At 61.7% G+C, this 12,444-nt stretch carries 11 protein-coding genes; all 11 read left to right on the plus strand.

All coding sequences use genetic code 11. The features are described from left to right. Nucleotide 1: 1 nt before the first annotated feature. The 11 genes from LDN82_RS18480 to LDN82_RS18530 all read left to right on the plus strand — a co-directional run bounded on the left by LDN82_RS18480 (nucleotide 2) and on the right by LDN82_RS18530 (nucleotide 12,316). On the plus strand, nucleotides 2–586 hold the full coding sequence (locus LDN82_RS18480) for a DinB family protein (protein WP_224165340.1): 585 nt from the start codon (nucleotides 2–4) through the stop codon (nucleotides 584–586). Between the two features lie 67 nt (nucleotides 587–653). Next, nucleotides 654–1,646 carry a phosphodiester glycosidase family protein gene (locus tag LDN82_RS18485; protein WP_224165341.1) on the plus strand — a complete coding sequence of 331 codons (993 nt, stop codon included), beginning with the start codon at nucleotides 654–656 and terminating at the stop codon, nucleotides 1,644–1,646. Next, nucleotides 1,643–2,800, plus strand: coding sequence for a bifunctional glycosyltransferase family 2/GtrA family protein (locus LDN82_RS18490; protein WP_224165342.1), 1,158 nt, complete (start codon nucleotides 1,643–1,645; stop codon nucleotides 2,798–2,800). Before LDN82_RS18485 ends, LDN82_RS18490 begins: the two co-directional genes overlap by 4 nt. After that, the gene (locus LDN82_RS18495; RefSeq protein WP_224165343.1) at nucleotides 2,797–3,531 is read left to right on the plus strand and encodes a DUF4956 domain-containing protein; all 735 of its coding nucleotides are present in this window, start codon (nucleotides 2,797–2,799) and stop codon (nucleotides 3,529–3,531) included. Before LDN82_RS18490 ends, LDN82_RS18495 begins: the two co-directional genes overlap by 4 nt. Then, the gene (locus LDN82_RS18500; protein WP_224165344.1) at nucleotides 3,528–4,322 is read left to right on the plus strand and encodes a polyphosphate polymerase domain-containing protein; all 795 of its coding nucleotides are present in this window, start codon (nucleotides 3,528–3,530) and stop codon (nucleotides 4,320–4,322) included. The genes LDN82_RS18495 and LDN82_RS18500 overlap by 4 nt, the downstream gene beginning before the upstream one ends. A 27-nt stretch (nucleotides 4,323–4,349) precedes the next feature. Further along, the gene (locus LDN82_RS18505) at nucleotides 4,350–5,957 is read left to right on the plus strand and encodes a carbohydrate-binding domain-containing protein (protein WP_224165345.1); all 1,608 of its coding nucleotides are present in this window, start codon (nucleotides 4,350–4,352) and stop codon (nucleotides 5,955–5,957) included. Between the two features lie 392 nt (nucleotides 5,958–6,349). After that, nucleotides 6,350–7,789 carry an MFS transporter gene (locus LDN82_RS18510; protein ID WP_224165346.1) on the plus strand — a complete coding sequence of 480 codons (1,440 nt, stop codon included), beginning with the start codon at nucleotides 6,350–6,352 and terminating at the stop codon, nucleotides 7,787–7,789. Further along, entirely contained in the window at nucleotides 7,779–8,492 is a 714-nt protein-coding gene (locus tag LDN82_RS18515) for an aspartate/glutamate racemase family protein (protein ID WP_224165347.1), read from the plus strand. Before LDN82_RS18510 ends, LDN82_RS18515 begins: the two co-directional genes overlap by 11 nt. A 233-nt stretch (nucleotides 8,493–8,725) precedes the next feature. Then, nucleotides 8,726–9,199 (plus strand): ATP-binding protein, encoded by a 474-nt coding sequence (locus tag LDN82_RS18520; RefSeq protein ID WP_224088909.1) that lies wholly within the window; start codon nucleotides 8,726–8,728, stop codon nucleotides 9,197–9,199. Between the two features lie 106 nt (nucleotides 9,200–9,305). Then, on the plus strand, nucleotides 9,306–11,486 hold the full coding sequence (locus LDN82_RS18525; protein ID WP_224165348.1) for a transglycosylase domain-containing protein: 2,181 nt from the start codon (nucleotides 9,306–9,308) through the stop codon (nucleotides 11,484–11,486). Between the two features lie 98 nt (nucleotides 11,487–11,584). Then, on the plus strand, nucleotides 11,585–12,316 hold the full coding sequence (locus LDN82_RS18530) for a glutamine amidotransferase (RefSeq protein WP_224165349.1): 732 nt from the start codon (nucleotides 11,585–11,587) through the stop codon (nucleotides 12,314–12,316). Nucleotides 12,317–12,444 lie beyond the last annotated feature (128 nt).

The raw sequence follows: 12,444 nt of genomic DNA on the forward strand, positions 1-12,444 counted from the left end.
CATGGACGACAAAGCGACGTTGCACGGTTATTTGCGCCTGCGCCGGGCGGACCTGCTCGGCAAGCTGGATGGCCTCAGCGAATACGATGCCCGCCGGCCCATGACCCCCACTGGTACCAATCTCCTGGGCCTCGTGAAGCATGTTGCGAGCGTGGAGTTGGGCTATTTCGGAGAGACGTTTGGGCGTCCGAGCGGCCGTGAGTTGCCTTGGTTCGCGGAGGACGCCGAGCCGGATGCTGATCTGTGGGTGCCCGCTTCGGAAAGCCGCGCGGAAATTCTGGAGTTGCACCACTTCTCGGCCAATCACAGCGATGCCACTATCGAAGCCCTCCCCTTGGATGCTCCCGGCGTTGTGCCCTGGTGGTCCGAAGAGAAGCGAAATGTGACGCTCCATCAGATCCTTGTCCACATGTGCGTGGAAACCGCGCGGCATGCAGGGCACGCGGACATCATCCGTGAGCTCATCGACGCCACCGCAGGCCAAAGACCAGGCGACCCCAACATCCCGTCCCGCAACTCCGAAGAATGGGCAGCACACAGGTTCCGCATTGAAGAAGCAGCCCTGGAGGCAGATCTCCACCGCTAGAAAGCTTCACAGCCCAAACATAAGTGGAGCAAACCTCCGGCGTAGGCCCGGTCCGTAGAAATGAGGCATGACTCCTCAACAGACCGAAAACCGTAAGGGCAGCCGGACCCGGCGCGCCGTCGTCTCCGCCGTCCTGGCGGTCACTCTCTCTGCCGGGGGTGCCACGGCCTGGGCATTGGACCGTTTCGTCATTCCCCACGCCCAAATCACCAACGTCTCGGAATACGAAGCGAGCCAGGCGGGCACAACAGATACAGGCACGACGCCGGACTCCACCTCCGCTGAAGCGTCCGCGAGCGCGGTGGTCACCGATACCTCGTACACGTCCGGCGACACCGGCGTCACCATCTCGACTGTGACCACGGGCAGCGGCGACAACACGGTCACCTACTACGTGGCCGACGTCGTGCTTGATGACGCGACGACGCTGAAGTCTGCCTTTGCGGAAGACACCTATGGCCAGAACATCACGGAGACCACGTCCGCGATCGCGCAGGACCACAACGCCATTTTCGCCATCAACGGCGACTACTACGGTTTCCGGGATACGGGCATCGTGATCCGCAACGGCGTGGTGTACCGGGACGAGGGCGCACGCCAGGGTCTGGCGTTCTACAAGGACGGCACCGTCAAGGTATACGACGAGACCACCACGTCGGCTGATCAGCTCCTTGCGGATGGTGTGTGGAACACGCTCTCGTTTGGGCCTTCCTTGCTGGACAATGGCGAGATCGCCTCGGGCATCGAGGATGTTGAGGTCGATACGAATTTCGGCAACCACTCCATCCAGGACGAGCAACCGCGCACGGCCGTGGGAGTCATCGACGGGAACCATCTCGTGTTTGTGGTGGTGGATGGCCGCAGCCCGGGCTATTCCGCCGGCGTCACCATGACCGGCCTCGCACAGATCATGAAAGATCTGGGCGCCACCACTGCGTACAACATCGACGGCGGCGGCTCATCAACCATGTACTTCAAGGGTGCGCTGGTAAACAATCCGCTCGGCGACAACAAAGAGCGCGGCACCTCCGACATCCTCTACATCGCCCAGTCGTCATGATTGTCCTGATCCCGGCCTACGAGCCGGACCACCAGCTCATCAACCTCATCCGCACCATCCAGGAAGCCGATCCGTGGCTGAGGATCGTGGTGGTGGACGACGGTTCCGGACCCGACTTCAAAGACGTGTTCGACGACGCCGCCCGGCTTGGGTGCCACGTGCTCAGCTACGCAGTCAACGGCGGCAAAGGGCATGCCCTCAAGAGTGGTTTCGCTTTCATTGCGGCTGAATTCCCTGGCAACGACGTGGTGTGTGCCGACAGCGATGGCCAACACGGCGTCGCGGACATCCTGGCCGTTGCGGACAGGGTGCGCCGCGTTACGGCCACCATGGTTCTGGGCTGCCGGAACTTTTCAGGCGACGTTCCTGCACGCAGTAAGTTCGGAAATACAGTGACGCGCTGGCTGTTCCGGCTCGCTACCGGCCAACGGATCGCCGACACGCAAACGGGACTTCGTGGCTACCGGGCGGACATGCTCCCTTGGTTGCTGACTGTCCGCGGCCAACGGTACGAGTACGAGCTGAACCTGTTGCTGGAGGCGAAGCAGGCCGGCTACGCCATTGACTCCGTGGACATCGCAACGGTGTACCTGGATAACAACTCGGGCTCGCATTTCAGGCCTGTGGCCGATTCCATCAGAATCTACGCACCGCTGTTGAAGTTCCTGGGTTCGTCCTTCTCGGCATTCCTGGTGGATACGGTGGCCTTCCTGATCCTCAGCGCGCTCACGGATTCGCTCCTTCTGGCAGTGGTCGGAGCCAGGGTGATCAGCTCGGCTGTGAACTTCCTGGTCAACCGACATCTGGTCTTCGATCACGGCACGGAAAGATCACTGCGTTCCACCGCCGCAGGATATATGGGGCTCGTTGTCATCTTGCTATCCGCCAACTACTCGATCATGTGGGCCCTCACCTCCGTTGCTGTTCCGGATTTGCTGGCCAAGCTCGTCACGGAGATGGCTTTGCTGGGCGTGAGCTTCGCCGTGCAGCAGCGATTCCTCTTCGCCCGCAAGGCCGGCACAACCTTGGCCGGCACACCGGAACCAGCCGACGTCGAAACGCATATCCCAGCCTTGGTCCCGGCACAGTTTCAGCACAGCAGGACCGGGAATCGTGGAGACCAGCCAACCAACAGATTCCGGAGAATCCGATGAACACCATCATCCTTATAGCAGCGGACCTCGCCGCCATCACTGTCCTCACGTTCGCCCTCTACCTCCGCCGGCACCGGCGTCGTGACCTTGTAGTTTCCTACCTGGGCATGAACGTTGGGGTCCTGGCAGTTGCGACGGCCTTGTCCGGCTCAGCAGCCGGGATCGGGCTCGGCTTGGGGCTGTTCGGTGTTCTGTCAATCATCCGCCTGCGATCCACGGAACTCGCGCAGCACGAGGTGGCCTACTACTTCTCAGCGCTGGCGCTGGGCCTGATCGCAGGCATCGGCGTAGAACCCCTTTGGCTGACGTTGTCCCTCATGGGCATGGTCCTCCTGGTCATGTTCGTCGGTGACAATCCCAGGGTCCTCCCCGCTTACAGGCACCAGACCGTGGTCCTGGACCGGGCCATCAACAACGAACACGAACTCCATGCCCGGCTTGAGGAAGTCCTCGATGGCACGGTCCACTCGGCCACCATCCAGGAGCTGGACCTGGTGAACGACAAAACGATCGTGGATGTCCGGTATGCCGTACGGTCCTCCCGCGTGAGTCAGACCCACGCTGATTCGCAGGGCCACGCTGTTTCCCACGACCACGCTGCTTCGCAGGGCCCGCTCGGCTTCGACCAGCCTGCAGGCGCACTCACGCCGGCACCCGAGGAACTGCCCGCCACCCAGCCGTCGGCAAGTCAGCCACAGCAACCCGTGCCCACCTCAGCAGGTGTCTCATGAGCCATGTGGACGCCGAAGCGGTCATTCCCCAGCTGAACCAGCTACCCGCCGTCGGGCTTGAAGAACTCACCACCGAAGCGGCGCTGCTGACGCGGGTGGACCGCAAGTATCTGGTGCCGTCCGCAACCGCCCGGCGGATCCTGTCGACCTTCACCACGGAGGCCCGGGTCCTCGAAATGGACGGAAATCGGACGTTCGCCTACGACTCCGTCTACTTCGATACCCCGGACCTGGACAGCTACATGCTTGCCGCGCATGGTCGTCGCCGCCGCTTCAAGATCCGCACCCGGACCTATCTGGACACCGCGCTGAGCTTCCTGGAGGTCAAGACCGAAGGTGCCCGCGAGGCCACCGTCAAGGAGCGCATCCCCTATGAGCTGTGCAACCGCGACCGGCTCACGCGGGAAGGCCTGGCCTACGTGAACGAGGCTCTTGCAGCCACCCTTGGTGGGGTGAATTTCGGTCCGCTGGAACCTGTTCTCTCCACCCGTTACCGCCGCACCACGCTTTTCCTTCCGGAATCCGGGAGCCGCGCGACGATCGATTCAGAGGTCACCTGGCAACGCCCGGACGGGCAGCCCTGGGTCCTGGACGACGCCGTCGTGGTTGAGACGAAGTCCGGATCTGCCCCCGGCCCGCTGGACAAGCACCTGTGGAGGAACGGTGTTCGCCCCTGCCGCATCTCCAAGTTCGCCACCGGCATGGCTGCGCTCCACCCCGGGCTGCCCGCCAACCGCTGGAATCAAACCCTCCGACGCCGGATGCCCCTGCGTCCCGCCGCCATCAGCTAACCCACAGACGTCCCTAAGGAATCCACCATGCGCTCCTTCCGCACTTACCTTTCCGTTGCCGCCGTCGCCTTGGCGGTATCACTGGCCGGCTGCTCAAGCGCCGCCACCAGTTCCACTTCTTCCAGCACCTCGTCATCCAGCACAGCCGGGTCCACCTCCGACTCCGCCCAGACCGTCACCGCTGCCACGATCGAGGCAGATACCCATTTCGACAGCGATGACCTCACCTGGGACCCTGCGTCTGAAGTGGCCGTCAGCCTGGCCGACGGCGGCAGCAAAGTGACGTCGTCGGCCTCCACTGGCGTGGTGGTGGACGGCAATACCGTCACCATCAGCGCGGCCGGAACCTACCGCCTGAGCGGCTCGCTGAGCGACGGCCAGATCGTGGTGGCCGCAGGCGATTCCGACACCGTCCGGATCATCCTGGATGGTGTGGAACTGGGAAATTCGACCGGTTCGCCGTTCTCCGTCAAGAGCGCGGACGAAGCGATCGTCTACTTGGAAGACGGCAGTTCGAACACGTTGACCGACGCCACGAGCTATGCCGAGCAGGGCGAGGACGCACCCAATGCGGCACTTTTCTCAATGGCGGACCTGACCATCGCCGGGCCGGGTTCGTTGACCGTCAACGGAAACTACAACGACGGCATCGTCTCCAAGGACGGCCTGGTCATGGCCTCCGGCAAAGTCACGGTGGACGCCAAGGACGATGGCATCCGCGGCAAGGACTACACCGTGCTGCTGGACGGCGCCTACCAAGTGACAGCCGGCGGAGATGGCGTGAAAGCAGACAACGAAACAGACGCAAACCGCGGCTGGCTGCTGGTCAGCGGGGGCTCCTTGACGGTCACCGCGGGTGACGACGGCGTCAAGGCCTTCAACACCCTCTCCATCACGGGAGGAACAGTCACTGTGGCCGAGTCGGAGGAAGGACTTGAGGCCCAGCACATCGCCGTCTCCGGTGGCGATGTCACCGTCACATCCAACGACGACGGCGTGAACGCCTCGGGCGGGTCCTCCAACTCTGCGGATTCCGGGGCGGGCACCGGCCCAGGCGCTATGGGAGGGGGCGGGGGCGGCGACATGGGCGGCGGCGAGACCGTCGGCGACTACACCGTTGACGTGTCCGGTGGCACCTTGACCATCAACTCCCAGGGAGACGGCTTGGACTCCAACGGGAATGCGACGATTTCCGGTGGAACGGTGGTGGTCAACGGGCCCACGAACGATGGCAATGGAGCGCTTGACGTCAACGGTGAATTGACCGTCACGGGTGGGACTGTGGCTGCAGCCGGCAGTGCCGGGATGGCAGTGACTCCGGGGACCTCATCCACTCAGTCCGGCATGCAGGTAACCTTCAACTCCTCTGTGGCTGCCGGCACGCCTGTGCACATCGTTGACCCGTCGGGGACTGTGGTGGCATCCTTCGTGACAACCAAGACCACTGCCTCCCTGGTGTTCTCCTCGTCCGCAATCAGCGAGGGCCAGACGTACACGGTTTACACGGGAGGCAAGGCGGATGCGAAGGCTGGTCTGACGACAGGGTCCATTGACGGAGCGGACAAGCAGGGAACAGTGACGGCAGGCCAGTACACGCAGGCACAGGGTCCCGGTGGTGGGGGCGGGCGCCGCTAGGTTTCACCTGACACAGACCTCCAAGACACAGCTAAGCACGCCCCGATGGCATACTACGTTGCCGTCGGGGCGTGTTTTGTCTTTTCCGTGTTGGTGAGGTTAACCCGGTGGCTGCCCTTGGCTTCCCGACCCTTTTTGCGATGGAAATCGCCGAAAGACAACCTTATTCAGTTGCATCCATGGCCAAGGATGGCCAAAGGGGGTCACGAAGCCACCCGCGCCCAGTCCATCCATGAGCATCCGGTCACATTTTGTTTACGCGCCAACTATGGCGTTTTGGTATCCCAAAGCGTAATCTACATCACATTCCTTCATGTGATATTCGCATTCCGCATGATGGAACCATTCACGTGGCAATGAATGAACCTTCAGAGCTCAGTAAGGAGCGCACTGTGGAAAAAGACCTTGCCCAGGAGGCTGCAACACCGCGGACCGGATCCCTGGCGAAACAAATTGAAGGCGCGTACCAGCGGATCGGAGTGACTGGCGCGCATCGCCAGATCGTCTTCATGATCCTGCTGGGGGTGTTCTTCGACGCCCTTGAGCAAAACGCCGTGGGCATAACCGGCCCCATCCTGCGCCAGTCGTGGGGTCTTGGGGCCACCGAGATCGGCTTGCTGAACACAATGACGTTTACGGCAACCGCACTCGGACGGCTGGCGACGGGCCTGATCGTCGATAAATATGGCCGCCGGCACATGCTGGTCATCAACCTCATCATTTTCGCTGGTGGTTCGCTGCTCTGTGCCGTTGCCCCCAACTACCCCATCCTGGCCGCTGGCCGTTTCGTGGTGGGCTTTGGCCTGGGCGGCGAAATCGCAGTGGCCGTGATCATGATGGCGGAGTTCTTCGCAGCGAAACACCGCGGGACCGCCGTCGGACTCATCAACGTCACCGCGGCCGGCTTGGGCAACATGCTTGCACCTGCCTTTGGCATCCTTGTCTTCAGTCTCTTCGATGGTCCCGACAAGTGGCGCTGGGTGTTCGGCTTACTGTTCATCCCCGCCCTTTTGGTGATGTTCTTCCGACGCTTTGTCCCCGAAACGCCCCGTTTCCTTGCATCCCAGGGCAAGATCGACGAAGCAAACATGGTCATCACCCGTCTGGCCCGCAACAAGCTCTCCGGGCGCATAGCGGATCCGGAAACTTACATCACCGCAGTGCCGGACCCCGTGGTGGCCACGGCGTCGGGACATTGGAAGGACGCGCTGCGCGGTAAGCTCCTCAAGCGCACTGTCCTGCTCTGCATCGCCGTCTGCATGTCATACGCCGCCCAGATTTCGATGCTGACGCTGATGCCCACCATTCTGGTTTCCCGCGGATATGCCGTAAACACCAGCCTCTGGTTCACCCTCATCATGCAGTCGGGCTCTTTGCTGGGCGCGGCCACCGCTGCCTATTTGGCCAGCCGTTTGCCACGCAAAAAGGTGCTCACGGCTGCCGCCATCCTTGGGTGCCTCTCAGGACTGTCCATGGCCTTCCTCGCCAACGACATCGTGCTGGTAGTGATCTTCGGTGTCCTCTTCAACTTCTCCGTCATCATCCTGAACACCACCATCTGGCTGTTCGCCCCGGAGCTCTACCCCACCCGCACCCGAGGCTTCGGAACGTCGATTATCCTCGCAGCAGGCTCGTTGTCCGGCGGCCTCTTCCCGCTCATCTCCGGAGCTGTCTTTGACTCAGCGGGTCTGCCCGGCATGTTCACCACCCTGGCCGTGCTCTTCTGTGTCCTGGCAATCGTGGTTCAATTCCCGCCGGAAACCTTCGGGAAGCCACTGGAAGAAGACTCGGAACCCGGCAACGACGAGGAGGCGGCAATTTATGGACACTGATACTCCCCGGCCTTCAGCCCGGATCGTCCTGCTGGTAAATCCGAACACCAACAGCAGCACAACAGCGATGATGGTGGACCTCGCCAAGGAGACCCTGGAACCCCACGGTCTCCAGGTAGTCGGTATCACCGCGTCGTCTGGACCTTCCATGATTGTGGATCCCGTCTCGCTGGCTGAGTCGGCCCGGCACGTCACCGAAGCAGTGCAAAACTACCTTTCAGGGCCCGACGGCGGCAGGGTCGCCGGCGTGATCGTCGCCGCCATCGGTGATCCCGGGCGCGCGCAACTGGACGGGGAACTGGACATCCCGGTGATCGGCATCGGTCAAGGCTCTGTGCACGCCGCAGCCCACGCTCGGGATGGCGAGCTGCGTCGTTTTGGGATGGCGACCAGCACTCCGTTGCTGGTGGACGCCTTGGGCAAGCTTGTGGCGGCCCATGGACTTTCGGAACACTTCGCAGGTGTTCGATTGACCACGTCCGAGCCTCTGGCCCTCGCTGCCGATCCTGAAAGACAATTCCATGAATTGGCCGAAGCAGTCAGCGCTGCAACGGAAAACGACGGCTCCCAGGCGGTCATCATTGCCGGAGGGCCACTGAGCGCCACCGCCCGGCGCCTTGCCGAAACGACCGCCGTCGAGATCATCCAACCGATCCCCAGCGCCTGCCGGCTGCTGCTCGCGGCGCTTCCACAGGAAGGTTAGACCCCACAAACGGCGCCCGACGGCGGGACGCAAGTGCCGCCGTCGGGCGCCCCGCATGAAGAGTGCCACGTCCGCAAGCCCGCCCCGCAAACTTGATGGGAAATTGAGCCAAACAAACAGAGTCCTTGATTTTGGCGCGCCACGCTGGAAGCAGACGAAGCCCCCGTTCCATCAATCCATCAGGGTTTCGGCAACGAACAACCAGCAAGAATCACAATGATGTGGGGGAACCAATGGAACAGTCAGCAGCGCTAACCGAGGTGATCGCCGTCAAGGGCATCATCCAGGACCAGCACCCCGTGGATTTCCACGCACTTGGTGTCGCAGGATGCATCGACAGGCTTGCTGCGCCGCTTCGACGCTCCGGAGTGACCGTCCATTGGCACACACCCCACCACGGCATCGAGATCTCGTCCGCATCCGCCGCGCTGCTGTACCACGTAGCCCAAGAGACTTTCAGCAACACGCTGAACTACGCCGACGCCAGCGAACTGACCATCCGCCTCAACGCCGTTTACCACGGAATCCAACTGACGATCATGGACAACGGCAAAGGTTTCGAAATCCACGCCGCCCCCAGCGGCCGCCGCCACGGCTTCGGCCTGCTGCTCATGTCCATTGCCGTACACGACGCCGGAGGGTCAGTCGAGATCGACTCCGGGGTTGGGCGGGGCACCACCGTGAGGGTCACACTGCCACTGGATTGAGTCCAATTTGGGACCTTTTTACGGCCCTGGAGCCATGGATTGACGGCGTCCGCAGACGTATTCTGTAGCTACTTTTCAGCCTGACATCTCGACGGAATGGCACGAAATGGCGCGGAACAAGGGTCCACGGTTAGGTCTTGGCAAGGTCCTTCTGAGGATCTTCGGGTTTTTCTTCGTGAGCGCCCTCTGCGGGGTGCTGATCTGCGGCTTCATGGTGCCGGTGGTTCAGTTCACCAGCACTACCATGGGCGGTTCCATCGGCTTTTACGAAAGCCTTCCCAGCCAACTGGACGTTGATTCGCCGTCCCTTTCCAGCACCGTGCTTAGTGCGGATGGCCAGCACATCGCCACGTTTTATGCCGAGAACCGGGTGAAGGTACCTCTGGATCAGATGTCACCCTTCATCCGCCAGGCAATCGTGGCCATCGAAGACAGCCGTTTTTACGAACATCCCGGAGTAGATGCGCAAGGGATCATCCGCGCCCTGACATCCAACGTGACCAAGGGAACCCGGCAGGGCGCGTCCACCCTGACCCAGCAATACGTCACCAACGTGCTGAACGAGTCCCGCCTCTCGCAGGGTCGGCCCGAGGACGTGGTGCTCAGCGGGGACAAGACCATGGGTGACAAGCTGCGCGAGATCAAGCTGGCGTTGGAGCTTGAGAAACGCTTCAGCAAAGACCAAATCCTTGAGGGGTACCTGAACATCGTGTTCTTCAACCGGAACGCGTATGGCATCGAAGCTGCTTCACGCTACTTCTTCAGCACATCAGCAAAAGACCTCACATTGCCACAGGCCGCGCTCTTGGCCGGCTTGGTGAACGGACCCAGCGTCTATGACCCAACAACCGCCCCGGAATCAGCGTTCGCCCGCCGAAACCTGGTGCTGGACAGGATGTTGGAACAAGGCAAGATCACGCAAGTAGATCATGATGCGGCAGTCGCCAGCCCCGTTGAGCTGAAAATCACTCCTTCCCTGCAGGGCTGCGCGGGCGCCACCATTGCCATCTACTTCTGCGATTACGTGTCCCACCTGATCCTCAACAATGAGGCCTACGGCGCAACCGTGGAGGACCGCGAACGACTCCTCTACCGGGGCGGGCTCACCATCACCACCACGTTGGATAGCCGGTTGCAGGCGGCGGCACAAGTACAAGTGGATGCCTCTGCAGGCGCGAACCCGGACAAGTGGGGTGCTTCGATGACCACCGTGCAACCAGGCACGGGAAAGATACTGTCCATGGCACAAAACACGGTGTTCGTTCCGCAGGACGGGAAATTCGATACCCAGTTGAACTTCAACGTGGATGCGAAGGACGAAAACGGTAACGACCTCAACGGTGCCGGTGGCTTCCAACCCGGCTCCACCATGAAGCCGTTCATTTTCGCGGAGTGGCTCAACGAGGGCAAGTCGCCCACTGCCGTGGTGGATGCTTCCCGCCGGGTCTACCCGGTTGGCTTCCCCTGGCGGTCCAGCTGCGGCAAGGTGCTGGGTGGATACAGCACTGCGCAGAAGGCCCAAAACCTCGGCGCGGATGATGACCTGCAGAACAACGACGAGGGCTACTACCGCCCCATGCCCATCAACTACGGCCTTTACAACTCCATTAACACCGCCACTTTCGCTACTGCCGCCCAGTTGGATTTCTGCGGCATCCAAAAAATGGTGGACGCGGTTGGTTTGCACAGCGGCTTGGACAACGCCCAGATCAACATGCACCAGATCGGCAACCTCCTGGGGTCCATCGGCGTCGCTCCTGTTGTCCTGGCGAGCGCCTACGCAACATTCGCCAACGATGGCACCTATTGCAAACCAATCGCCATCACCGACATCAGCGACTCACAAGGCAGAAAATATCCAGCGCAAACCCCTGAATGCAAGGAGACGGTGAAACCTGCTGTGGCCCGTGGGGTCACAGCGGTGCTGCAGGACGTCCTCAAGCTCGGATCCGGCGTCTACATCGAACCCAAGGTACAGAACCAGGTCCCCGTCGCGGCCAAAACCGGTACCTCCAACAACAACGGCGCAACCTGGGTGGCCGGATACACCACCCGGCTCGCCACGGCTTCCTTCTTTGGGGATACGACGGCGGGACAACAGCGCGCGGGACAGAACGTCACCATTAACGGAAAGTTCTACAAGTCATTGGACGGCTACATGATCGCCGGCCCGCAGTGGGCCAACTACATGATGCAGGCCACCGCCCTCTATCCGAGCGGTGCGTTCAACCCTCCCGCTCCCCCGCCTTCCCCTGGTCCGAGCACGTCACCGGCCGCACCTCGCTGAGTGGGTCTGCGTTACGGGGCCCGGTCTGCGCGCCATTTCCGCGGCCCAGCCGGCAGAAAGACTTTGAAAGCCAGTCGTTCCTCCCGCAGACTTGGCCTGTGAAGCCCTTCCTTTTGTTGGCCACGCGTGCCGAAGACGCGGCAGCGGATGACGAGTACCAGGCTTACCTCCGGTACTGCGGGCTCCAGGCTGAGGAATTGGTCCGCATCAGGCTCGAGTCAGGACCATTGCCGGCCATTGACCTGGCCGGATACTCCGGTGTGATTGTGGGCGGCAGTCCCTACACCTCCAGCGACCCTGTGGAGGAGAAGAGCCCGGCCCAGCTTCGCGTCGAAGCTGAACTCTCAGCCCTCCTGGATCGCATCGTGGCCGAGGACTTCCCCTTCTTGGGTGCCTGCTACGGAGTTGGAACCCTGGGTGTTCATCAGGGAGCCATCATTGATCGCCGCTACGGTGAACCGGTGGGTGCCACGGAGATTAAATTGACCGCGGACGGGGAGCGCGATCCCCTGCTCAAAGGCCTGCCCCACACCTTCGAAGCATTCGTCGGGCATAAGGAAGCCTGCAGCAAGCTGCCGGGAAACGCCGTGTTGCTCGCTAGTTCCGCAGCCTGCCCGGTGCACATGTTCCGCATCAAGAAGAATCTCTATGCCACGCAATTCCACCCCGAACTGGATGTCGACGGCCTGATCACCAGGATCAACATCTACAAGAACGCGGGCTATTTCCCGCCGGACGCTGCCGATGAACTCATCGAAACCGCCAAGCAAGCCTCGGTGACGGAACCGATGCGGGTCTTGAGGAATTTCACAGAACTCTACGCTCGCTAGGGATCTTGCGAGGCCTGCTCTGCACCCCAAGAAAGGGGTTTCTGTCAGAGCCTCCCTCACGCGCCGCTGGCTGGGTAGCGTTGGGGATACTCACGCACATGCCCACAAACGTGATTCATCCATGAGGA

It is taken from the genome of Arthrobacter sp. StoSoilA2, assembly GCF_019977195.1.
GTDB lineage: Bacteria > Actinomycetota > Actinomycetes > Actinomycetales > Micrococcaceae > Arthrobacter.

What these genes read in the sequence shown, in the direction of transcription:
- LDN82_RS18480 (WP_224165340.1), top strand. Translation starts at nt 2, where the DNA reads ATGGACGACAAAGCGACGTTGCACGGTTATTTGCGCCTGCGCCGGGCG.
- LDN82_RS18485 (WP_224165341.1), top strand. Translation starts at nt 654, where the DNA reads ATGACTCCTCAACAGACCGAAAACCGTAAGGGCAGCCGGACCCGGCGC.
- LDN82_RS18490 (WP_224165342.1), top strand. Translation starts at nt 1,643, where the DNA reads ATGATTGTCCTGATCCCGGCCTACGAGCCGGACCACCAGCTCATCAAC.
- LDN82_RS18495 (WP_224165343.1), top strand. Translation starts at nt 2,797, where the DNA reads ATGAACACCATCATCCTTATAGCAGCGGACCTCGCCGCCATCACTGTC.
- LDN82_RS18500 (WP_224165344.1), top strand. Translation starts at nt 3,528, where the DNA reads ATGAGCCATGTGGACGCCGAAGCGGTCATTCCCCAGCTGAACCAGCTA.
- LDN82_RS18505 (WP_224165345.1), top strand. Translation starts at nt 4,350, where the DNA reads ATGCGCTCCTTCCGCACTTACCTTTCCGTTGCCGCCGTCGCCTTGGCG.
- LDN82_RS18515 (WP_224165347.1), top strand. Translation starts at nt 7,779, where the DNA reads ATGGACACTGATACTCCCCGGCCTTCAGCCCGGATCGTCCTGCTGGTA.
- LDN82_RS18520 (WP_224088909.1), top strand. Translation starts at nt 8,726, where the DNA reads ATGGAACAGTCAGCAGCGCTAACCGAGGTGATCGCCGTCAAGGGCATC.
- LDN82_RS18525 (WP_224165348.1), top strand. Translation starts at nt 9,306, where the DNA reads ATGGCGCGGAACAAGGGTCCACGGTTAGGTCTTGGCAAGGTCCTTCTG.